Source organism: Chryseobacterium sp. C3 (assembly GCF_014218905.1).
Lineage (GTDB): Bacteria > Bacteroidota > Bacteroidia > Flavobacteriales > Weeksellaceae > Chryseobacterium > Chryseobacterium mucoviscidosis.
Genome location: NZ_JACLCU010000002.1, coordinates 597,718 through 622,428, shown reverse-complemented (window position 1 = coordinate 622,428; position 24,711 = coordinate 597,718). Strand labels below are relative to the sequence as shown.

19 protein-coding genes are annotated in these 24,711 nt (G+C 34.9%); 1 reads left to right on the top strand and 18 read right to left on the bottom strand.

Annotated elements, in window-relative coordinates:
* Positions 1–308: 308 nt before the first annotated feature.
* Positions 309–1,697, bottom strand: a complete 1,389-nt coding sequence (lpdA, locus tag H6W53_RS06630; protein ID WP_185205355.1) for a dihydrolipoyl dehydrogenase — start codon at positions 1,695–1,697, stop codon at positions 309–311.
* Positions 1,698–1,985: 288 nt separating this feature from the next.
* On the opposite strand from lpdA, the gene H6W53_RS06625 reads away from it, so the two are divergent.
* On the top strand, positions 1,986–2,870 hold the full coding sequence (locus tag H6W53_RS06625; protein WP_087706083.1) for a hypothetical protein: 885 nt from the start codon (positions 1,986–1,988) through the stop codon (positions 2,868–2,870).
* A gap of 191 nt (positions 2,871–3,061) precedes the next feature.
* On the opposite strand, the gene H6W53_RS06620 is transcribed toward H6W53_RS06625, so the two are convergent.
* From H6W53_RS06620 to H6W53_RS06540, 17 genes are all read right to left on the bottom strand, one after another.
* Positions 3,062–3,322, bottom strand: coding sequence for a hypothetical protein (locus tag H6W53_RS06620; RefSeq protein ID WP_185205353.1), 261 nt, complete (start codon positions 3,320–3,322; stop codon positions 3,062–3,064).
* Between the two features lie 93 nt (positions 3,323–3,415).
* Entirely contained in the window at positions 3,416–6,037 is a 2,622-nt protein-coding gene (locus H6W53_RS06615) for a beta-glucosidase (RefSeq protein ID WP_228457761.1), read from the bottom strand.
* A 303-nt stretch (positions 6,038–6,340) separates the two neighbouring features.
* Entirely contained in the window at positions 6,341–7,783 is a 1,443-nt protein-coding gene (locus tag H6W53_RS06610; protein WP_185205349.1) for an alpha-L-fucosidase, read from the bottom strand.
* A gap of 235 nt (positions 7,784–8,018) precedes the next feature.
* The gene (locus H6W53_RS06605; protein ID WP_185205347.1) at positions 8,019–8,921 is read right to left on the bottom strand and encodes a TIGR01777 family oxidoreductase; all 903 of its coding nucleotides are present in this window, start codon (positions 8,919–8,921) and stop codon (positions 8,019–8,021) included.
* A 104-nt stretch (positions 8,922–9,025) separates the two neighbouring features.
* A complete protein-coding gene (locus H6W53_RS06600; protein ID WP_185205345.1) occupies positions 9,026–9,535 on the bottom strand; it encodes an SRPBCC family protein in 510 nt (169 codons plus the stop codon).
* A 21-nt stretch (positions 9,536–9,556) separates the two neighbouring features.
* Entirely contained in the window at positions 9,557–10,369 is an 813-nt protein-coding gene (locus tag H6W53_RS06595) for a DCC1-like thiol-disulfide oxidoreductase family protein (protein ID WP_185205342.1), read from the bottom strand.
* A 122-nt stretch (positions 10,370–10,491) separates the two neighbouring features.
* On the bottom strand, positions 10,492–10,782 hold the full coding sequence (locus H6W53_RS06590; protein ID WP_185205340.1) for a hypothetical protein: 291 nt from the start codon (positions 10,780–10,782) through the stop codon (positions 10,492–10,494).
* A 12-nt stretch (positions 10,783–10,794) separates the two neighbouring features.
* Positions 10,795–11,163: a hypothetical protein gene (locus H6W53_RS06585; RefSeq protein ID WP_185205338.1), complete on the bottom strand. Its 369-nt coding sequence runs from the start codon at positions 11,161–11,163 to the stop codon at positions 10,795–10,797.
* Between the two features lie 79 nt (positions 11,164–11,242).
* The gene (locus H6W53_RS06580; RefSeq protein WP_185205336.1) at positions 11,243–11,644 is read right to left on the bottom strand and encodes a hypothetical protein; all 402 of its coding nucleotides are present in this window, start codon (positions 11,642–11,644) and stop codon (positions 11,243–11,245) included.
* A gap of 7 nt (positions 11,645–11,651) precedes the next feature.
* Positions 11,652–11,996, bottom strand: coding sequence for a hypothetical protein (locus tag H6W53_RS06575; RefSeq protein WP_185205334.1), 345 nt, complete (start codon positions 11,994–11,996; stop codon positions 11,652–11,654).
* A 50-nt stretch (positions 11,997–12,046) separates the two neighbouring features.
* The gene (locus H6W53_RS06570; RefSeq protein ID WP_185205332.1) at positions 12,047–12,427 is read right to left on the bottom strand and encodes a hypothetical protein; all 381 of its coding nucleotides are present in this window, start codon (positions 12,425–12,427) and stop codon (positions 12,047–12,049) included.
* Between the two features lie 77 nt (positions 12,428–12,504).
* A complete protein-coding gene (locus tag H6W53_RS06565; RefSeq protein WP_185205330.1) occupies positions 12,505–13,197 on the bottom strand; it encodes a hypothetical protein in 693 nt (230 codons plus the stop codon).
* A 3-nt stretch (positions 13,198–13,200) separates the two neighbouring features.
* Positions 13,201–13,704, bottom strand: a complete 504-nt coding sequence (locus H6W53_RS06560) for a GbsR/MarR family transcriptional regulator (protein ID WP_087706067.1) — start codon at positions 13,702–13,704, stop codon at positions 13,201–13,203.
* A 120-nt stretch (positions 13,705–13,824) separates the two neighbouring features.
* Complete coding sequence (locus H6W53_RS06555) at positions 13,825–15,744, bottom strand: thrombospondin type 3 repeat-containing protein (protein ID WP_185205328.1); 1,920 nt, start codon at positions 15,742–15,744, stop codon at positions 13,825–13,827.
* 392 nt (positions 15,745–16,136) lie between these two features.
* The gene (locus H6W53_RS06550) at positions 16,137–20,705 is read right to left on the bottom strand and encodes a TonB-dependent receptor plug domain-containing protein (RefSeq protein ID WP_185205326.1); all 4,569 of its coding nucleotides are present in this window, start codon (positions 20,703–20,705) and stop codon (positions 16,137–16,139) included.
* A 3-nt stretch (positions 20,706–20,708) separates the two neighbouring features.
* Positions 20,709–23,480, bottom strand: coding sequence for a hypothetical protein (locus tag H6W53_RS06545; protein WP_185205324.1), 2,772 nt, complete (start codon positions 23,478–23,480; stop codon positions 20,709–20,711).
* Positions 23,481–23,579: 99 nt separating this feature from the next.
* Positions 23,580–24,704, bottom strand: coding sequence for a TonB-dependent receptor plug domain-containing protein (locus H6W53_RS06540; protein WP_185205322.1), 1,125 nt, complete (start codon positions 24,702–24,704; stop codon positions 23,580–23,582).
* Positions 24,705–24,711 lie beyond the last annotated feature (7 nt).

Below are 24,711 nucleotides of genomic sequence, written 5' to 3'. Positions count from 1 at the left end.
CCGTTAAACAACCTATTACTATGCAATGATATGAAAATCAATCATCTATAATAGGCACTTCGACAAGCTCAGTGTGACACCTCTAATACTAAACGCTTGATTTCTAGCGATGTCAAGCTGAGTTTGTCGAAGCTTTAGGTTAATAAACGGACAATCAATTTTTTAAATAAACGAAGTTTAGCTTACAAACTTTCAATAAGTAAAAATTGAAACAGGCTTTTTCAAAAAGAAAAACCACAGACTCCTGATCTGTGGTTTTGATATTGTTGAACTTTGTCAAAGATTTTCAACTTTGACAAAGTGAAAAATTAAATGTGAATTACTTCTCCATAAGCAGCCGCTGCAGCTTCCATAATGGCTTCAGAAACTGTCGGGTGCGGGTGAATAGATTTGATGATCTCGTGACCTGTAGTTTCCAGTTTTCTTGCAACAACCGCTTCTGCAACCATGTCTGTAACCCCTTCTCCGATCATGTGGCAACCTAACCACTCTCCGTATTTAGCATCGAAAATAACTTTAACGAAACCATCCGTATTTCCGTTTGCCGTTGCTTTTCCACTTGCCGAAAGAGGGAATTTTCCTACTTTAATTTCGTAACCTTTTTCTTTAGCCTGTTTTTCTGTAAGACCGACTGAAGCTACTTCTGGGTGACAGTACGTACATCCCGGAATATTGCCATAGTCGATTTTTTCAACGTGCATTCCTTTGATTTTTTCAACGCAGGTAATTCCTTCTGCTGAAGCTACGTGTGCCAAAGCCTGAGTAGGAATGATGTCTCCGATTGCATAATAACCCGGAACAGAAGTTTCGTACCATTCATTGACCAGAACTCTTCCTTTGTCTGTCTGGATTCCCACTTCTTCAAGACCGATGTTCTCGATGTTTGCAGCGATTCCTACAGCAGATAATAAAATATCAGCTTCAAGAACGATGTTTCCTTTTGCTGTTTTTACGGTAGCTTTTACACCTTCTCCGCTTGTATCAACGCTTTCTACGGAAGCATTGGTCATGATCTCGATTCCTGTTTTCTTAAGAGATTTTTCTAAGTGTTTAGAGATTTCCTCATCTTCTACAGGTACGATGTTTGGCATAAATTCTACAACGGTTACTTTTGTCCCCATTGTATTATAGAAATCGGCAAATTCTACCCCGATCGCTCCGGAACCTACAACGATCATAGATTTTGGCTGCTCAGGAAGAGACAATGCCTGTCTGTATCCGATTACTTTTTTACCGTCCTGTGGCAAGTTCGGCAATTCTCTTGAACGCGCTCCTGTTGCGATGATGATGTGCGTTCCTGTATATTCAGTTACTTTTCCTTCTTTATCGGTAACGGAAACTTTTTTACCTTTCTGTACTTTTGCAGTACCCAGAATAACATCGATTTTATTCTTTTTCATCAGGAATTCAATTCCTTTGCTCATTTTCGATGCAACGCCACGGCTTCTCTGAATTACGTTCGGAAACTCAAAGCTAGCTTCCACTTTATTCAATCCATAATCTTCAGCATGATTAATATAATGAAAAACCTGAGCCGACTTCAATAAAGCTTTGGTAGGAATACATCCCCAGTTAAGGCAGATTCCTCCTAAATTTTCTTTTTCAATGATTGCTGTTTTGAAACCTAATTGTGCCGCTCTGATTGCTGTAACGTATCCACCAGGACCACTTCCGATGACAATAATATCGTAATTCATTAGTTTAAAATTTTTATGCGAATTTAAGGAAAAATATCGGATGTATGGCATTCTGACGAAATTGATCCCTTAAGGTTTTGTTTACTATTTTTCATCATCAGAAGCTGTAATCGCTGAAGTTTAAAATTAAAATATAAAATCAGAAAATATTTTAAAATATTCATTAAAGCCGCTATTAGATTAATATTATCAACATAATTTATTAAAACTATTAAAAATGATAGTCAAAAATAAAAATTTATATTAAAATTTTAATACATTTGAAATAATCAAATAAAATTTATATGTATGAAAAAGATTTTTTCGATTTTTGTGATGTGCGGATTTCTCGCCAACGCACAAGTGGGAATCAGTAAAAACCAACCAACCAGTACATTAGATATTAACGGATCTGTGAGTGCGAATTACAGGCAGGTAACAGCAACTACCTATTCTATCGTTACAAACGATCATTACATCACCTATAATGGTACTGCCAATTCTACGTTTACACTGCCGGCAATCGGTTCCGGAGCTTCAAGTTTTACGGGAAGAATTTATAAAATTAAAAATATATCTGCTTTCAATATTACTTTACAGGCTTCAGGGGGAAATACGCTAAGAATAGACAATACTCCGGTTTCTACATTTATCATTCCTACTGGAGCGTATGCAGAAGTGGTAAATAACAGCAACACTACTGGCGGAACATGGGATCTTTCTTTTATCACGCTTCCAAAGCCTAATAATGTGGAAATCTACGGAACACAGCTTTCGATACCGCCGCACGCTTCGGGAACCGCTCCGGTTGCCGACTGGACCGGACATTCTAATACAGCATATGATACGGGAACAGGAACTGATGCGTGGTGGGTCATCAGCAAAGCATCTACATCGTTCTCGGTAGGAACAGGTTTTTCCAATGCGAGCAGAATGACTCTGGTTTACGAATATCAGGGAACTCCTTTTAATATTACCAATATGAATCCTTCGCTTACCGCAGGAAACAATTCCAGTTTTCCGGATGTTTTCATTGCTTCTTTTGTAAGCCTTGCCAATAACGGAACTTCTGGTAAAACGAGACTTACGGTTTCTGTTGCGCGCGTGGATTTTATAGGAAACAACGGCTCCAACAACAGTAACTGGACCGGAACATTCCTTTTAAATCTATTGCTTGCAAGAAAGGTTTATTAATAAGCCTGTTTACACCTTTTTTAATCGCAAAAAGTCACCAAAGATGAACTAAACTTTTATTTAAAACTGATCATTATAAATGGAAAAGCTCACAATCGTTTTTAAAAATCTTTGATTTTTATTCCTTAGGTTAGAACATAAAAAAAACAGGCTATCTCTATTGGATAGCCTGTTTTTATTGTATTGGGAAATTACATTTTTCTTAGTAATCTCTTCTGACTCTGGTACTTTTCATTTAAAGCTCTTAACTGATCTTGCTTCATTTTTTTGGTTGCAAGCGGATGATTCATAATGGCTTTTTTCTCAGCTCTATATCTTCTGTCAAGTTCTCTCGATTTGCTGCTGATCAACTCACTTTTTGAAGGATGTGGAGGTGCAGGTGGACGTTTCTGTCCATAAGCATTCATTGATAATCCTACTAACAAAACTGTTGATATAAATAACTTTTTCATAATATTTACTTTTTTTGAATGAACTTATCATGAAATTCATTCCTGTTCGGTTTAAATATTACACATTTCATACCATATTTTTTTTACGCCGGACTACTCAACTTCAATATTGTGTTTCAAAGGAAGATTTTTTGAAGAGTTTCCGACAAAGATTCTGTATGTTCCTTTTTCCACGATCCAGTTCATTTTTTCATCTAAAAACTGGAATTCTTTAACCGGAACTTCAATTGAAATCTGTTTAGATTCTCCCGGTTTCAAATACACTTTCTGAAAACCTTTCAACTCAATAACCGGTCTGGAAACCGAAGCCAGCAGATCTTTTACATACAACTGAACGACTTCGCTTCCTGCTTTCGAACCTGTATTTTTCACAGTCACTTTTGCCACAATTGTATCATTTTCAGAATATTTTGTTTTATTTAACTGTAAATCTGAGATTTCAAAAGTGGTATAACTTAATCCAAAACCAAAAGGATACAACGGTTCGCCGCTCAGATCGTAATAATCATTTCCTCTTCCTGTCGGATGATGGTTGTACGTCAAAGGCAACTGACCTTCTTTGGTTGGAAAAGTGACCGGCAATTTTCCGGAAGGATTTTCTGCTCCGAAAAGGACTTTTGCCACTGCGTTTCCGCCTTCTTCTCCGGGATACCAGACATCCAGAATGGCTCCTACCTTATCTTTCCAATCTGTTGTTTTTATGGCAGAACCACCAACTAAAACAACCGTTGTAGGTTTATTTAATTTTGATATTTCATGGATGAATTTTTCCTGATTTCCGAGAAGACTTAACGAAGAGCGATCCTGAAATTCGCCTTCATGAATTCCGGCTGTAACAATGATGTAATCTGCATTCTGAGCCTGCTTCAAAGCATCATTAAAATCTTTTCGGTAGTCTTGTAAGCCATAGTTCCAGATCAGTTCAATATTGGCTTCTCCCCTGTTTTCGTGAAATTCAACCACAATATCATATTTCTGCCCTTTATTAAATTCTACCTCAACGGTTTTGGTGGAATAACTGAGTTTTTCCCAATGGTCAATTAACAATGAACCATTTAAAAACAACCGGAAACCGTCGTTTCCTCTTAGTCCTAACTGATATTTTCCCGATTTAGGGGCTTCGAGTTTTCCTGTCCACCGAATGCTGTAATTGTCGGGCTGCAGTTTTTCAGGATTGGGCGAATACAAAGTCCATTTGAAATTGATTTGTTCGTCCTGTTTTTCAAATTCAGGTTTTCCTTTTAATTCTGAATCTGAAAAGTAACTTCCTTTTAAACCTTTTTTATTTTCAGAAGACAAAACTTCAGCAGGAACCGTCAGAAAATCTTTCATATTCCAATCGATTCCTTTTGAATAAGTGATTTCGATATTTTTATTTTCAGCTAAATTTTTAATTCCGTCCAAAATGCTGACCTTTTTATTTCCCGGCCCTGAATAACCGCCTAATCTTGCATCAACGGCATCTGTTCCGACGACTAAAATCTTTTTATATTTTTCCGAAATCGGAAGCGTCTGATGATTATTTTGAAGCAAAACAAAAGATTCTGCCGCAGCTTTTTCAGCTAATGGTTTGTGATTGATTTTCTTTAATTCTTCTATATCTTTATTAGAAACGTAAGGATTTTCAAATAAACCGAGTTCAAATTTTGCTTTTAAAACTCTGGAAACTGCATCATCAATTCTTTCCTGAGAAATTCTTCCATCTAAAAACGGAGGAATAAAAAGTTTATAATGTTGATATTCTGTCTGGAAAATCACATCAAGCCCCGCATTGATCGCCTGTGCAGAAGCATCATCGTAATCTTTTGCCGTAAAATGCAGCACATTTGCTCCACCAACTGCACTTGCATCGCTGATGACAAATCCTTTGAAATTCCAGTCTTTTTTTAATTTTTCTGTTAACAGCCAATGATTTGCCGTTGAAGGTCTTCCGTCAAGCAAATTGTAGGAAGTCATTACCGAACGGCTTTTTCCTTGTTGAAAGGCTTTCTGAAAAGGAATCAAATGGGTTTCCTCCAGATATCTTTTACTCCAATGAATGGGGTATGAATCTCTTCCGCCTTCTCCAACGTTGGCTAAAAAGTGTTTCGGAGTGGTAATAATTCCCTGATTTTCAAAGGAACTGACGAAATTCACGCCCATCACGGAAGTCAGAAACGGATCTTCACCGTATGTTTCCTCTGTTCTACCCCATCGCACATCGCTTGCTACATTGACAACCGGCGTCAGAATCTGGCGGATTCCTCTCAGTTTAGATTCTTTGGCAATCGCTGTAGAAACTTCTTTCATCAACTCAGGATTGAAGGTTGCCGATAAACCAATTGCCTGTGGAAAGGCGGTCGCACCTTCACGCATTAATCCGTGCAAAGCCTCATCGAAAGGAATAACTGGGATTCCAAGTCGTGATTCTTCCACAAAATATTTTTGAATGGCATTGATTTTTTTCGCAAGTCTTTCTGCATCTTCATTGGCGTTGTATTTCAGCATTTGTCCTGCAACTCCGCCTCCCTGATTTCCTGCGCTTACCTGCAAACCGAAGATTCCGTGGGAATACTGATCTTTCGGAAAGTTATCCAGATCTCCGGGAATCATGAAGCACTGCCAGAATTTTTCTTCGGGTGTCATGCGTTTCAATAGATCCTGAACTCTGGCTTCAACAGGCTGTTTGAGGTCTTTGTAGAGTGGTTTTTGAGCTGTAATAAATGTTGTGCTCAATAACGAAATTATTATAATTTTAAATCGAAGTTTTAAAGACATCGCAAAATAATTTTGTTTTAAAATATTTTCTTTTTTCCTTGATGAAAAAAGAAACAAAAAAATCAAGACTTGGAACTCTTCGCTAAAAATAAAATCTACTCTCTAAAAATTCTAAAACTCGCGCGAATTTAATGTTTGTTTTTCAGTTCAATATTTGTGTCGCGCTCAAACAGTAGAATTTTCTTAACGTTCACAGACTTTATTTTCTTAACGCTCCGATTTCCTAGGTCGTTTTTGATATAAAAATAGTCACAATTTTAACTACTGCGTAATCTGGATTACGGTTGAATATTTTAACTGGTTTCTTTCTTTTGGTAAATTGATTTCAATTGAATTTCCGTTTTGTTTCCAATCAATTTTGTGAGATAATCCTAAAATTTTTAATGATTTTGGTTTAAAATTTTCCGGAATTGTAAAATTTAACGTAGAAGGAGCGAGATAATTGTTTTTTTCATCCAGATGAAAAATATTCACTATTTTTCCGTCTTTGCTTTTCGTGTAGTAAAAATTTCCGTCGTGATAAGGTGCAATGCTTCTTGTTGCAAAAACAGCCGACTGGTTTTTATCCATCCAACTTGAAATTTCTTTCAGTCTTTCGTAAACAATGGGATCGTAGTCTCCATTCGGTCCGGGAGCAATATTCATGAGGTAATTTCCGCCTCTTGAGATGATTTTAATTAACGTTTCGATGATTTTCTGAGAGGATTTGTAATTGTCGTTAGGAACATAAGAAAACGAATCTCCCATTGTGATGCAGCTTTCCCAGGGAATGGAAAGCGGTTTTTCAGGAACCGCCTGTTCCGGCGTGACATAGTTTTCCCATTTTCCGGTAACGGTACGGTCTACAACAATGATTCCGGGTTGATTTTTGCGCGCCATGGTTCCGATTTTATCCATATCGATGTCCTGTTCAACTTTAATGGTTCTTTGCCATTCAACATTGGGATCGATGGTATTAAAGGGACGAACCCAGCCTCCGTCTAACCAAAGGATATCGATTTTACCGTAATTGGAGGTGATTTCGTTGAGCTGATTAAACGTAAAATTTTTAAAGCTGTTCCATTTTTCAGGATATTTTTTGGGATCGTAGTTCACATTTCGGTCTTTTGGCGGAAAATAAGACCACCAGTAATCGTCGGAATGCCAATCGGGTTTTGAAAAGTAAGCTCCGATTTTAAAGCCTTCTTTTCGGAATTTATTGAAAATTTCTTTTGTAACGTCTGCTTTTGGATTTTTGGAAAAAGGCGTTTTGGAGGAGGTAATTTTATAATCAGACTGTTGGGTATTAAACATTGCAAAACCGTCGTGGTGTTTTGTGGTAAAAACTACATATTTCATTCCTGCTTTTTTCGCAGCTTCTGCCCATTTCTCCGGATTGAACTGAACCGGATTGAAAGTGGTCTGAAGATTTTCATAGTTTTTTACGTATTCGTAGTACGTTTTTCCGTGTTCAGGTTTTCTTTGTGTCCATGATTCGTCTTCGGGACAGAGGCTCCAGCTTTCGACAATTCCCCATTGGCTGTATGTTCCCCAATGCATGAAGAGTCCGAATTTTAGATCCTGCCAGTTTTCCAGATTTTGCACAACAAGCGGATCGGTAGGTTTCTGATAGTCATCAGAAACATTGTGAGCCTGAGAAAAAAAAGCGGATGACGTAAGAAGTGATGAAAGGATTATGGTTTTTGCTTTTTGTCTGATGAACATTGACGTTTAGTTTTTGCTAATTTAATATTTCACCGGAAATTTTTAACTACAAAAGGTACAAAAGTTTTTCTTGATACATAAGTCACATAAGTTTAGTTTAATTATATATTTAGAAGATCACATAAGAAGAAAATCAAAGATTTTATAGAGTAATGCAACTCATGTTGATGAAGTTTAAAATCTCAGGTGACTTATGTGGTTAAAAAATACACTTATATTTCAGTCTGTAAAACTTTCATTTTGATAATAATAAATTTTTAAATGCAGATTCCACTGTTGAATAGGAAAATTCAAAGCCGCTTTTTATTAATTTTTCAGGGTAGACATTCCGGCTTTTTAATAGTAATTCGGTTTCGGTATTTAAAAATATAGATGCAATTTCAAGTTGCCAAACCGGAGCATTCAATCCAAATGGAATTTTCATTTCTTTTCTTAATTTTTTCATGAATTCTTCGTTGGATAAAGGATTTGGAGCTGTAATATTGATAGTTCCTGAAATATTTTCATGTTCAATAATGAACGCTACTGCTCTGCAAAAATCTTTGATATGGATCCAGCTCACGTTTTGGTTTCCTTTTCCCTGTTTTCCGCCCAATCCGAATCTGGTAAGCATTTTCAGTTTTGGAAAAGCGCCGCCGTTATTTCCTAAAACAATGGAAGTCCGTAACGCAACTTTTCGCACATTATCTGTTTTTAATCTAAAAAATTCATTTTCCCAGCTTTTACAGATGTTCATGGAAAAATCGTCGCCGATGATTCCGTTTTCTTCTGTGTTCAAATGTTTTTCTGAATGAACGTAAATGGTTGCGGAACTTGCATTGAGCCAGATTTTGGGTTTATGGATACATTCATCAATTGCCTGCTGAAGAACTTTTGTGCTTTCAATTCTTGAACTGTAAATTTCTTTTTTGTTGTTTTCCGTATATCTGCAATCGACGGATTTGCCGGCAAGATTGATCAGAACATCAGAATTTTCGAGTAATTTTTTCCATTCGCCCAAAGTTTTGGCATCCCAATACAATTCATTTTTCTGTTTTGGATTTCGGGTTAAAATATACACTTCATTTCCTTTTTCAGTAAAATATTTTTCAAGGTTTTTGCCGAGAAAGCCTGTTCCGGCGGCTATGATTATTTTCATTTTTGGTTGATTGCATTTAGTTGATTGTTGATAGTTTTAATGTTGGGATGTTTTCCTTCGTTAAGCTCAGGATAAACTTAAAGCTCAATATGACATCGCTAATACTAAACGTTTTGACGCTCGCTTCGCTCGCGCTTTATTCCATTTTTCCTTGTTAATTTTTCATTATTTTCTGCGGTGAATTTTATCAATTTGTTTCTCTCTAAAAGAAAGTTTTTCATGTAATTTTTAAGAAACAGAGCGTCGAAAATTTTTCCTATGATTCCGAAAGGGGAATGAAATTCGAAGATGTCTGTCATGATTGTGTTTTTACCTTCCTGCCTGAAAATATGTTGGTGTTTAATGGATTTGAAAGCACCCTGCAACATGATGTCTGTAAAATGATAAGGCTTCTTCATGCTGATAATTTTTGTAGTCAAGGTTTGATAGAATCCTAAATGTTTTGCTCTCCACGTTACCGTTTCGCCTTCTTCAATGAGTCCTGAAGTTCGTCCTGCGATTGCTTTTTCTCCTGTTTTAAAAGTTGATTTCTGATGAAGATCGATGTCTCTTGATAAATCGAAAACGATTTGGATATCGGCTTTGATGATGGTACCTAAATAGATTGTTGCCATTTTAAAAATATTTTTTAGTTTTTATAGATTCATCCATATTAAAACAGCTAAAACAGTCAATCTGAAAACGATCCATGAAATGGTAGGAAGAAGGTTTAATTTTAAAATTCTGCTTCTTCTGAGATGTTCTGAAAACATCACAAAAACCACAATTCCGAAATAGATAACTGATGCATTTGCATTGATATTAAGAAATAAAGCCGGAATCAGAAGTAAAGTTCCGATTAAGGAAACCGTCATCATATTTCCTAAATAATTCCAGATCTTCTCTTTTAAATAAGTTTTTAAAACTAAAGTCTGCCAAACGATTTGTCCGCAACAGATTGCAAATTCTCTCCAAAAATTTTGAGTGAGGTTTAATCCCAATTTAGGTGAAAATAGGCTTAAAATATATCCTGAAAAAATGACCACAAAAGCGATGTAAATCAATCTATATTTTAGATTAAAATCCGGAACACAGGCTGTTTCCGTATTGTCATTTTTCGAAGGGATGATCTGTTTTCGGTTATAAGAAATGAAGGAATACATCTTTTTGAAAAACCAATATAAAAGCTGAATCCTCGCTATTTTTTCAAGCTTTGGAAATGAATTTCCTATGATTAACAAAAGACTGTCTAAACCGTAAATCACTGTATTTTTTTCGTAATCGACTAAAGCGATTTCGTTTTTTGCGCGGTTGAAATCAATCAGATCTTTATTTTTGAAACTCAGATCTGTAAAGGCTTCTCTTCCTTTTTCATCGAGCATTCCGCATTTGATGAAGCCTTTTGAATAGATGTTGCACATGGGACATTCATTGTCGTAAATAAGAGTGTGGTTTTTGAGGATATTCATGGCTGTTAGTTTAAACTATTTTTAGCATCAAAAAAACTGATCATTAAAGACTGAATAATAAGAATGGGTGAAAGAAATATCCAGGACATTACCATTAATTCAAAAATATTTTTTAGGTTTTGTTAAGTGTCTTCAAACTTGAATAATGATGATAAAATCAGGATTAAAAAACCGATTACTACATAGGTCGAAATAAAAACATATACTTCTCTGGAATCTGTTTTTACATATTTCTTACTGAAAGCCTTGATGATATTCAGAGAATATTGTGCAACGGCTATCAGGAAAAATTCAACTATTATTATTACTCCTAAAAATTCCTGTTTAGTAATTATTGCTGCAAGAATTGTTGCAAGAAACAGTAAGATTAGCGATTGCTGGATTCTGAGATCGTATGTAAGAACAGTTTTCATGATTCTGTTTTTTTAGTATTCATAAGTTTTATAACAATCTATAATGTAGAGGATTGCAAGTACCGGACTGTAAAACACTGATGCGATTAAAATATATCCGAAAAAGTTGGTGACATCATTATTGTTATTAAAAGCCAAAATAATCAGCCATGAAATCCATACAGGAACTATAAAAATTCCATAGACAATAAACAGCCAAGATTTCTTTGTTTTCTGAAAGGCTCTGCTGATAAAACTAATCAATTGAGGTATTCCCACTACGAAATAAAAAAGAAAAACAGTAGCATTTTCAAAAACAACAATTCCTAAGAATACCAAAATAAGTCCGATTACAAGGAATGAAAGTTGAATGTAAAAGTCGTTTTTAATAGAAGTTTTCATGGTTATTGGATTTTAAAGGTTTAAAAAGTCTCCTCTCGTTCTCTTTTTCTGGATTTTGAAGGTGAAATACATCCAGATTTTAAATAGCAGTGTTTTCATTTTTGATGATTTTATCTTTGTTCATGGCGTGTTTACGACCTTTCAGGAAAAGAAGCAGATTCAGAAGCATCATCACTCCGAGGTAGATGGAAAATCCTCCGATTTTTTCGCATAAAGCAACAACCAGTCTTTCAATGGTTTCAATTTGAAAAAATTCAATGATACAAAGGGCAAAACCGAGATTTAAAAGGTAAAAACCGATCTTGAATAAAGAGTTGGTTGCCATTGCAATGTCTTCTTTCTGATGAAAAATATCGATCATAAACGCTTTGGAATTTTTAAAGAGAAACTGGGAAACCAGCACAGTAAGAAGGATTACAATTGGCAGATAGATCATGTATGCCTGAAAATTGTACGTTGTGGTAAGAGCTGTTGCATTCATAGTTTTATTATTTTATGGTTAAATTTTTTCTTAAAAAGTAAAGTGCGAAAATGTTCATAAAGTGCAGTATACATAAAATCAAGGTGATATAACCGATTCTGACTGCTGTCACAGATAACATTTTTTCTATAGAATCTACTTTTTCCCAATGCGTCAGATTTAATGCGATGTACCCTAGATTGATGAGATAATAACATCCCAAAAGAATCCTGTTGATCGTTAAACATAGATCTGCATCGTGAATAAGATAGTTCAGGTAATGTTTTCCTGCGTTGTAGCATCTTCTTCCGACATCAATGGTGATGTATGAACTGACGGAAAGAAAAAGCAGATATGAAACAATATTGAACATTTTATAAATATTATATTTTCAATAAATTTTGAAATTTAATTTCAAAAAAATTATTCATCCGTTTTATTCTGTTGCATCGTTTTAACATTATAAAAGCCATAGATCAGATAGTAAATATTAAAAAGTACGCCTCCGATGCCCATGAAATAAAGAACATACTCAATTTTAGAATCGTTGAATAATAAAACCGCAACAAATAATAACTGGAAAAATATCAAGACACCAAAAAAATAGTACCGGTGAAATTTGCTTTTGCTAAGTGAAACCCTCAATAAAAATCCTATCAGATTTGATATACCAACATAAAAAAGTGCAATAAAAAATTCTGTTCCGGATGTTTTTTCGAAATAATCAGCGATAGCATACGAAAAGAATACAAGGCTAATGACTGTCTGAACTATTGCTTCTCCTATTAATATTTTAAGTTTCATGTTTTGAGTTTTTATTGTTATTGTATTTTCAATAATTTATGAAAGTTTATCTGAAATAAAAAAGGAAAATTTCCTTTTTATATTTTAATTTTTTCTCTATAATTAGTTAGCGTTGAAACTAAATTAATTCTGCAAGTTCCGTCATAAATAGTATCTGATTTTCCTTTGTAGCTAAAAATAAAACTATCAACCGTTGTACAACCTTTTTCTTTTGGAATATTTCGAATTCTGTTTTCCAAATCAACAAAATGTTCAATAATTTTTTTATCAATTTTCCTTAGTTTTCCATTATCATCTTTAATAAAGTAATAATGTCCTTTATTTAAAATGGTAATAGAGTCTTTTTGCAGATGAAAACAACCAGAAGATTTATATATTAATTTAATTTCATCATTTCTCATATTTTCAAAAGCCAGATTCTTAAATTTTTCATCTAACCTGTCAGGATTTATACTAATTTTATAATTTTTAGAATCATTTACTACAACTTCATTCTTAACCTGCTTCCCAAAAATGTTTTCATAAACAAAAATATATTTCCCTTCTTTTATACTATCAATTTTTATATTTTTATCTAAATTAAACGGAAATTCTGACTTAAAAACTTTGAAAATTTTATTGTTTCTGTAAATTTCTAATTTATATAACTCATGTTCAGATTCATCATATTTGTCAAGATTTTCAATGTGAATATCAAAGGTGGCAATAATGTCTTTTTTGCAACTTGTTAAAAGAGGAATTACAAAAAAAATTATCAGGTACTTTTTCATATTTTACTTCAGTAAATTCGTAATTTTCCCAACCAGCCAATGATCGTCACTTTTTATGGCAAGATCCATAATATTGTTTATTTTCCCCGTTACAGAACTGAAATCATCCATTAATTTAATGAACTCTTTTGCTTCGTCAGAATCTTTGTCTTCAATATTTTTAAGTTCTTCCAGAAACGAAATTACAGGCTCAATTTCTCTTTTTCTACGTTCTTTTGTAATCTGCTTGAATAAAAACCAAACGTCTTTTTCAGCAACAAAATATTCTTTACGGTCGCCTTTTACAAATTCTTTTCTCACGATTCCCCAATCCATCAGTGCACGAAGATTCATATTGGCATTTCCTCTTGAAATTTCAAGCTGCTCCATCACCTCATCGGTAGAAAGCGCTTTACCACTCGCTAAAAGCAAAGCATGAACCTGTGCCATTGTACGGTTAATCCCCCAATTGGTCGCAAATGTACCCCAAGTCTGAATGTATTTTTCTTTAGCTTCTGAAAGTTGCATTTTGTTTTACTTTTAATTCCTGATACAAATTTAATAATAATTTTTGAACTTTCAATAATTTTTGAAAGTTTATTTAAAATAAAAACAGACATCCTGTGAGAATGCCTGTTCACACTAACTTTAATTTTTTATAATTTTAAATACGTCCCATTGTTTTCCATATAAACATCTCATTAAATAAACACCTTGAGGATAGGAAGTAATATCTATTTTATTATTTCCTTTTGGTAATTTTTCCTGTTTGATTAAAATTTTACCACTGAAATCATATAGGTATAATTCATCAATCTGTTTATTCGACTGTATGTTAATTAATCCTTTTGTAGGGTTTGGATAAATTTTAACCTTAGGGTTTTCTTCATTTTCAAGTTCTACTTCAATTTTTTTATTAATAAATTCATTATTAGACGGCTTCTGACAAGAAGGTATTGTTGAACGTTGCAGAATAAGCCTCAACAATAAATCATTTAACTTTTCCACTTCGTAAGAATCTGTTGTTGGTTCGATGTGATGATTTCCGATTCCACTGTGGTTGGTAAGGAATGTGTAGGTTCCGTTTGTAAGCAATGCAAACGTTCTCATAATATATTCCGTTTCTTTATCTGTATCACTCGCTGCCAAAGGAATAATTGTAATTCCTTTTTTTGCTGCCAGTTTTATTTTATTATATATTTTATTAATATTTTCTTCAGAATAATGTGGAGACGCATCAAGAATCAGAAAAATAATTTTTGTTGAGTTTTCTTTGCTCCAGCTAAGTTTATCAATTGAAGAATCCAATGCTTCAACAACTGCTTCAGGAGTATCTCCACCTCCATTAGCATTTTGCTTTTTAATAAAATTCACCAAATTTTCAGCTCTGTCAGAAAAATCAAATTCACGCGTTACATATTCATCACCCTGATCTCTGTAAAATACAGAACCGTAACGAACGTCTGTTGTATTCTGAAGTTTTTTTTCAACTTTTCTCAGTACATCCAATAATTCTGCCTGTAAATAAGAAATCTCATCCCCCATAGATCCTGTAGCATCTACAACAAAAGCTAAATCTAAATTTCTTTTTTGAAGACATGGTGCATCTATTGTAATTATATTTTCACCTTTTTTAAATAAATTTGCTTTAGCTGACAAAGTTTTTCCTTTATCGTCTGTTATATAATATTTCTTCGATAAAGATTGATAATCTATTCTTGGAGCGATCCATAATTCTGCGTTTCCTTTATTATCCGAAACAGCTTCCCAAATAATTTCTTTCTTATCATTCAACAACCTTAATTTCTTACCAATAACTGGTTTTTTGTCTTTATTAACCAACTGAACAGAAACCCTTTTATCAGGGAAAAGTTTCCATTGATTTTTATATTCTGATAAAACAGGAACCGCCATATCCTGCCAGTAATTCCATTTTGAGAAATCATTTACTTCTCCTGCTGTAAGTTTCCCTGCATCCGGAAATTCTTCATAAATTTTTGTTTTCTTACCCTTTGTTTTGGATTTACTAATCTTTACACTTGATATTGATTTTGCTCCCGCAGCAGATAAACTTCGCGGTGAAGATTCAATCTCCATAGCCACAACCGATTTCGGTTTCGGACAGCCGTTATATTCCGGTAATCCGGGAACGGTAGGACACGCATCGTCTTTATCCAGAATTCCGTCGCCATCTGTATCCGGCCACGGACAGCCGTTGTTTTCCGCAGGTCCTGTAACTGTCGGACAGGCATCATCTTTGTCTATTATTCCATCTCCGTCGGTATCAGGAAAAGGACAGCCGTTATTTTCCACAGGTCCTGAAAGCTCTTTGCATTGATCATCTTTATCGGGAACGCCATCGCCGTCCATATCTGGGAACGGACAACCTTTATTTTCTATCGGTCCTGCAATTTCCGGACATTTATCTTTTCGGTTTTTAACTCCGTCCTGATCTTTGTCTTTTTCAATGCTTAATTTCTCTTTTTCAGTTTGATGATCTGTTGCTGTTTTGGTTTTACAGCCCATTACCAACATCAAAGCCAATATGGTAGTTCCTAGTTTTTTCATATGCATTATTTTTCTGAAAATATAATCATTTTCCGTTTCTCTGTTTTAAGGATGCAGATTTTCGGAAAAGTTGCAGTGGAGTTGATATTTTTTTGTTAAAACTTTACTCTCTTCATTTTTACAATTTAATTAAAAGTCTGTTTAAACTTTTATTTAACCGCAAAAGTCACAAAAGATCTACTATTTTTTTATTTAAGCTGATCATTATAAATGAAAAAGCTCACAATAGTTTTTAAAAATCTTTGATTTTTATTCTTTTGAGCGCTTTGATTATTCTGGAAATTCGCTTTAAAATTATCTTCTGCCCCTTTTGCGGTTAATTCTGTAATTAGTTTAAACAAGTTTTAAATATAAACCCAACAGTTAAAAATTCAACAATTTTAAAACAAACTTTAAGGCTGAATTCTGACTTTTATCCCTTCATTCCAAAATTTTGCTTCCGGCATATAATAAAGGTATACATTACTTGCTTTTCCTGTATATTCTCCTGCAAATTCTACCTTAAGATCCAGATTGATGGTTTTTACTTCATTGGCATCAAAATGTTCCCAATACAACACCAGATAATTGTCAAAAATCTCATAATAAGAAATCTGCTTTTTATCCAGAAGATCCTTCAGCAAGGCATTCTGTAAAGTTAATCCTGCCGGAATTCCGATTTTCGCGGTCACCATCGGAAGCTGGTTATTTATTTTATTCTGAATAGTAATCGTCATTCTGTTTGTCTCTCCTGTTTTTGCTGTTTCAGATTTTAATTTTGTATTCAGGATTAAAGGAACTTCTGCACTTTTCGGAGGCTGCAAAGTGAAATATTCATAATCCAGTTTGTAAGGAAGGCCTCTTTTTGTAGAATAATTGACGCTGATTGTATTTTCTCCGTTTTTAAAAGCAGAACCCACCGAATTATTCGTTCTGATTTCTGCTCCGTTTACTTTTATCAAAGGTTTTTCCGTGCCATATAATTTTTCATTTTTTGAAAAAAATACAGATAATGCTTCCAAAGCCAAAGTTGTTGCCTGAGTAGAACCGAAGCCGTAATACCCATTGAAATTGATTAAATGATCTGCAACTTTTGCAATTTTTAACTGGCTCAACTGCTCATCTTTCTGCAAAGCCATCAGATAAAGTGATAGTGTTTCCGCATTTGCAGAAAATCCTCCGGAACCTGTAAAAGTGGTTTTTGTTTTTAAACTTTTTCCTTCAAACTGACTGTTTAAAAGAGCAACCAACTCTTTATACTGTTGATTTTTGCCTAAATTATAAGAAATATTTGCCATTAAAGCCAACTGATAAGCATCTTTTGTAGCCAAAGCACGTTTCAGATTGATTTCGTAGGCATCGTCCAGATTTCTGATTCCGGTTTTAGACAACGCATACAAAACATACATATTTCTCGACCATGCAAAATCTGAATACGGAATGCTTTTTTCATAGTTTCTTCTTACTTCAAACATTCCGTTCTGATTTTTTTTGGATAAAATAAAAGAGGTAAGATCCTGAATGATTTTAGGTTCAATATTCACATATTTTTTCAAATCTTTAAATTCAAGCAATGCAAAAGCAGAAAGTGCAACATCCGATTCCGAAGATCCAAAGTAAGTGAATCCGCCGTTGCGGTTTTTATAGCTCAGCATTTTCTGATAGCCTTTTTTCATGTTTCTGATGACCAGACTTTCGGTTTCCGGCGTAATTTTTTTAATCTGTTTTAAATAATCCAGAATGAAAATATTTGGATAAACCGTTGAGGAAAGCTGCTCAAAACATCCGTAAGGTTCTCTTTTCAGGCGTTCCATATTTTCAAACATCTGCAGTGCATTGTTTTCATACACATAATAAGACGAGAAGAAACTGCCTTCAATATAATCCGGAATATCAATTTTGAGGTCTTCTGTTTTGTTATTGATGACTGAATAGCGGTGCGGAAATCCTTTTTCCTCCACTTTAAAGGGAAGAATCATGGTTTCTCTGAAATCTTCCGATCTTAAGGTAAACTGAATATTCGATTCCACCACTTCATTGGTCTGGATTTTCACAAATAATCTGCCTGATTCCAAAGGTTTCAAAGTAATCGCGCTATCTGATTTTACCACATTCACACGATTCGGAACAATAACGTCCATCGTTATCTTTCGGGTTTCCGGAGAATTATTTTTAACCACCACCGGAATCATCATCTGATCTGTTCTTGTAAGATATTGCGGAAGTTTCGCATCTATTGAAATCAGACTTTGAGCCGCATAAGTTGTCTCATCACGCCCGATTAAACCTGAAGAGGAAATTCCTTCCGTCATGATTCTGAAAGTAGAACTGGCATCGGAATTATAAAATTCAATCTGCGTTTTTCCGTTTTTCCCTGTTTCCAATACAGGATTCCAATACAGAGCTTCACGATAATCGTGTCTGTAAGAAGTATTTGTCGTTTTATAGATAGGATAAGAAAAATTTCTTGTGTATTCGTACGAAACCAGACTGTCATTGGGAATATTCACCAATGCATAATATGATTTCGGCGTTACATCAAATTTTATCTGAGAGCGGAAATTCTTCAAAGAATTAATGACGATCACACCATTTGCACCTCTATTCCCATAAATGGCAGTTGCGGCGGCATCTTTTAAAATTGTTACACTGTTGATATCACTCGGATTGATAACTGTTTTAAAATTTTCTACAGGAACTCCATCCACAACATACAGCGGATTTTTATTGGCAACAGAAGCATTTCCCCGGATCTGCACATTGAGATAACCTCCCGGCTGATTGGTGGGAGTAATAACAAGCCCCGAAACTTTTCCGGCTAAAGAAGAAATAATATTCGGATTCTGCAGTTCATCCTTTCGAACAGAAACAACTGCTGCCGTTGTTTTATCTTTTAAAGAACTTTGCGAGAAACCTACCACTACAACCTCTTCTATATTTTGAGATCTTATGGTATCACTTATCATTCTTCCTCTTGAAACCGATCGGGAACGTTTGCTTTCGGAGGAAGATTTTGTTCTTTCTGTGAAAGCCGTTTTCGGAATTTCCTTTTCAGCATCTTCACGCAGTTTTATCTTACCTTCTTCTTTTACGGTTTCTTTTACAATTTCTTCTACATTAATATTATTCAGAGATTTTGCAGCCAAAGGATTTATTGCCAGTCTGTAAGATAAAATCCGGATTTTCACCTGCTGTTTTGGCTGTACAGATTTCGCAATCAGCTTATTGGAATAATTTCTGTTAAGATCATAGAAATAAAACAATCCGTTTTCAGAAGTCGTCTGTTTCAGGATTTTACCGTCCTCAAGGAAATACACATCGGCTTTTACGGGATTTCCTTTTTCGTCTTCTACAATTCCGTAGATGGGATTTTTCTTTTCGGGAAGATATTTATATTTTCTGTTTTTGATAACTTCGGGAGTCATTTCAAAATATCGGTAACCATTGGTAAGCATCACCAAATCGAGGCTTTTGGTTCTTTTTTCTTCTTTTTTATCGAAATAAAACTGAGGTCTTTCAATTTTTCCTTTCAGCTCAGAATCCATCAGCAGCCACGAAAGAATATGATTTTGCTTATCATCTGCATACGTCCAGAGTTTATCATCCACAACACTCAGAGCCAGATTTGCGGGAATCGGTTTATTATTTTCATCGGTGGTTTCGATATTCACGATCACTTTTTCTCTCGGAAGATAATTTTGCTTTACCGGTTTTATCTTCACATTCATCTGTTTGTTTTCATTCGCAAAGACAATGCGTTCTGCCAAAGGAATATTTCCTTCAAACACCGTAAATCTGCAAATACCAATCGGAAGTTCATTTTCCGGAAGTTCTAATTCATTCAATCCTTTTTTTAATGAAATGGTTTTGCTGTACATTTCTTTCTCACGGAAATTTCCTTTAAGAATAACATCTTTTTCATCTGCTGATCGGATTTTAAAAACAATCTTCTGTTTTTCTTTTTTGATATTGAAAACAATTCCTTCATCTTTTGCCATCGGAAGCGGATAAACGGCTGAAATATTTTCAGGTTTCAATACTTTTGCATAATAATTTTCACCACTTTTAGGTATCAGAAGAAAACTTCCCATCCCGAAATTATATGCTGTAGTTTCAGTAATTTTCTGATGGTTTTGATTAAAAATTTCCAATGTGGCATCAACTGGTTTTTCAAATTCATCCAGAATTTTATAGGCAATATTCTGTTCAATTCCATTAATGAAAGTTCCGCCCTCCGGCATGAATTTCACGTCAAGCTTATTCAGTACAATCGGAATATTTCTTGAAATGGATTCTGTAAAACCGTCGAAATTGATTTTAATGGTTAACAGCGCATCGGAAGATTTTAAAACAGCGGGAAGTCTGAATTTCAGTTGATTTTTCCCTTCTTTATCCGTTATCAGCTTTCCCTCTGAAATCTTTTCACCGTTATGCATTACTGTGTAATCTCCTTCGTAAAAAGGAATCGGAAGATTGCTGAGACTTCTCATCGAAAAATCGGCAAGAACCTCATCTCCAGCTCCGTATCCTTTTTTAGGGAATTCCAGTTTCATCAGAATTCTTGGCGAGACAATTTTCTGGAGGGTAATTTCCTTCTCAAAAGCATTTTTTCCGTCTTCATTCTGCATCCAGTTGGTGAAAGCGCGCAATTTGTATATTCCGCCCTTCATGTCGCTGTTAAAATAAAAATAGCCTTCCGAATAACCATTTGTAATTTCGTATTTTGCTTTTTTTACGACCGTTCCGCTTGGATCAGTCAATTCAAAATTGACGGCTTTGCTCTGATCGGCGGGAAGATTATTTTCTGCCTTTACCGTGTAAATTTTAAAGTACATTTCCTCACCGGGTTTATAAAAAACATGGTTGGTCTGGATGTACGTTTTTTCTTTTTCGAAATTTTTAAATAGTTCCTGAGCTTTTGATAGAGAAGCAAAAACCAGAAAAAATAATCCTAAAATAGATGTTGTAACCTTGAAATTCATACCTTAAAATTGAAATGAAACCATACAGCCAAAAGTTTTATACGACGGAAGATTGAAAAAATCCAGTCCTCTTCCGCTCTCCGAATCATAGAAGTTCTGATTGGAATCTACGCCATGATTCGCCTGCCAAAGAAGAATATTATTCACATAAAAAGTAATTCCCAAACCTTTTTTAAACTGTCCGACATCGAATTTTGCCGTTAGAGAAACCGCATTAATTCTCAGATAATCCGCTTTCTGAACATAGTCTTCCGCAACGCCCAAATATCCGTATCTCGTCCATCGGTTTTTCGAAACGTCCTGATTGGGATCGTAAAAATCAACAGGAATCTGATTGGGATTTCCACCGGAATTTACTCCCTGAAAAACATAATTTTTAATATTTCTGTCATCTCCGGAAGTCTGGGAACGTCCGTAATAATCGAGAACAGCCTGAGTTCCGTTCCAGACCTGTCCGCCTTTTTTCCATTCCCAGTTGATGTCTAAAGTGAGCATTTTATACGTGAAATTATGATTGAATTTAACGACGAAATCCGGTGTGGGATCTGCAATTATTTTAGATCCGTTTGCTTTTTTAGGATAACCGAATTCATCAATAATCAACTCTCCGTTGTTATTTCTTTCGAAATAACTTCCTACAATCGCTCCCAGAACTTCACCTTCCGACAATGTTTTGTAAATGTCTTTAAAACCTGAAACCGCTGTATTATGATATCCCGGATTTACCCGATCCACAATATCTCTGTACTTAAAAAATGAAGCTTTTTGGCTCATCCTGAAATCTGACCCCAGATAAACATTATCAAAAAAGAAATTCACTTCCAGTCCGCGGTACGTGTGATCTGCAAGGTTTTTCAGTTTTAAATTGCCATTTTCAAAAACCGGAAAAATATCATTGCTGATTTTCCGTTGAAAATATTCTGCTTCAATGCCTAAATTGTATCTTGAAGTCAGCCTGAAACCCGTTTTCCATTCTTTGGAATCAATATTCGACAGATTTTTAAAGGTTTCAACTTCATAAATCGGAAAATAAAGATTTGAATTCTGCGCATTCAGCAAAGTGGTTGCGTAAGAAGCATACGATTTTGTGATTTCCGGCTCCGAGCTTAGCTGAGTGTAGGCTCCTAAAATTTTAAAATTGATGTTTCTCCAGTTGAATATTTCTTTAAAAGTAAAATATGCACCCACTTTAGGAAGAAAATAATTATTTTTAAGCGAAGTATTTGAAATGTAGAAAGAATTTCCTGCATTAAGCCCCATTTCGAAATCACGATAGCCATCATAATTTAGCCTGTATTCGAAGATATAATCCTGCGAAGTTCTCTGGTAAATATAATTTTTACTGTTTAAAGTATTATCAATCTCCGATCTGTTATTATTGACAATAAAATTGAGATTAAAACGATGTTTCCAATAATATTCATTTACCGAATAATCTCCTGAAATACTGGAATTATACAGTTTATTGTTTTGCGTTCGCTCATTCTGCACGCCATTGGGAAAACCGTAAACCGAAGGTTTATAGTGATCGAGATTCAGGAAGAAATCGTTTTCGTAAGATTGCGTGATATTCAGCTTAAAATGACTCCAGTCCCGCGAAATTCCGAAATTGAACTGTCTTCTTTTATCTCTGGAATTGTATTGATTATCCTGATAAAATAAAAATTCCGGATTGTCTGCAAACTTACTGTAGCTTCTCTGGGAACCGTCTGAAAGAAAAATCTTCTGAGCATTGGAAAAAGAAACCGGCGTCAGTAAAGAATTCTGATAAACTCTGTTGAACAAGCCAATTCTGTTGGAATTTGTCGCTTTATTTTCTTCATATATAAAAGCTGCATCCAACGCAAATTTTAAAATTTTGGAGCTTATTTTTGTTTTAAAAGAATTCAGAATACTGTGCTGATCCATGAAATACATCTGATCTTTCTGCTGTCCGAGATCCAGTGAAATCCGAAACTTTTCATCGTAATAGTATTCATTATTTTTGAAAAACAGATTCAGCCTCAATTGATTATTGTATCCAACTGTCGTTTTAAAAATGTCATTATTATAAGCTTTCGCGGAAGAATTTCCGTTCATAAGAGGAATCAGCTTTCCATTTTGATCATATTCATAAGATTGATTATCAAACTTTAAAGCCGAAATGTCCGGTCCGAAACTGAACATTTCATTGGTTTCGGGACCTTTCCAGACCAGTTCTCCGTTTTCAGACCTTCCCTGAACATATTGGTTCTGAGTTTTCGGAACAGAATTTCTACTTTTTACTTCCGCTGAAGTGGTAAAACTTCCGTTTAAAAATAAAAATTTCTGAGTTCGTCCTTTTAAACTGATGAGATTCTTATCGATTTCTTTTATGTTTCTGATGGAATAATAATCAAACAAATTAACTTTCAGGTTTTGTCCTGAGTTTTCTATACTAAATTCATTTTTCCGCTCTTTTGAAACCAAGCTGTCATACGTATTATTCTGAATATTTTGAACACTTCTTTTTTCTATCTGGCTTTCCAAAATAGTTTTCAGCTCACGGGTTCCATATACAACCGCTTTGTTTTTACCGTTGTTCCAAACCAAAGTATCGTAATCTTTTGCTGCGATGATGGCAAAACCTTTTTCATCGGTAAGTTCATAAACTCCGCTGTTTTTGTTCAGAACCTTTAAAAAATTCTGTGGTTTTTCTTTTTCGTTTAAAAATATTCCGGAATAATACCGTTGAGAATTCTGCGCGAAGAGGCAGTTAACCGCAAACAGCGGAAGCAGACAATACAACTTCTTCATGGTATTTTTGTTGATTAAAAGGCGAAAAAAGAAACCTCCGAAGAAATTTCTTTTTTCAGATTTATATTGAATGAATATTAGTTTTGGAGGTTTAGAAAACTATTTTTTCAGCAGTTTTTCTTTTTTAAGAAGCTTTTTCAGCATTCTTTTTTCTTTTCGGGAAATGTCTTTTGTTTCCACCAGAACAGCTCCATTCGCGGCTTGGTTTCCGAAAAGTGCGGTTGCTGTGTCTGCTTTAAAAACACGGATGGATTCTATTTTTTTAGGATCAATTCTCTTAAAAAGTTCGGAGTCTGTTGCCTTTCCGTTGATGACAAACAGCGGACTGTTATTGGTTTTGGATGAACCTTCACAACTGATCGAGATATCCACTTTTCCGGAACCCTGTCTTCCCGAAATTGAATTGATATTCACGCCTGAAGCTGCTCCGCGAATTGAATTTATGGCTTCTTTGTTCCCTATTCTGTTTGCCAAACCCTGATAATTTCCTGCAATTGGCTGTTTTGCTTTAAGATATCCTTTATTGTATGCCAGAATTTCGGGTTCCTGAGAAGATTCTTTAAGATCATACGGATTGGTAGAATAAACTGCTTCTGCCGTATCTGCAACTGCATTAAGATCGGTAAGTCTCTTTTTCTCTGATGAAGATGCAGCAAGAGAATTCACCATCGAAGCTTTTTCTTTTTTAATCCCCATCGCGATTACCACTTCAGTATTTTGATTTTTAGGAGCGTCTTCAATTATTTTATTTTCTCTTTCAAGAACTACCGGTTCTTCAGAACGTGCAGGAGAAGCTAATGGAGGAAATGAAACAACAGGAAACGGAGCCTGGATTGCAACTGGCGGAGCTTCAGCAGCTATCGTTACAGGAGGTAAAGTTTCTTTTTGGATATTCACTTTTATAATACTGTCAGCTTTCTGAACGTGTTCCGAAATAGCAGCAGAAGGTTTATTTTCAGAAATGATATTTTTTGCAATAACCTGTTGGGTTACTTCCGCATTTTCTTTTTTATTGGAAAAGTAAAAGATTCCGGAACCGATTAATAAACTTGCGGCAATTCCGTAAGGAAGCCAGATCGGAACTATTTTACTCTTTTTTTCTTCTTTTTTGTCTAATTTTTCTTCCACTTTTGCCCAAACTTTATCAAACCCAGGAAAAGTCGCAGGTTCTTCCAATGTTTTAGAAGCCTCGTTGAATGTTTTATCTATTGAATTGTTTTCCATTGTTGTA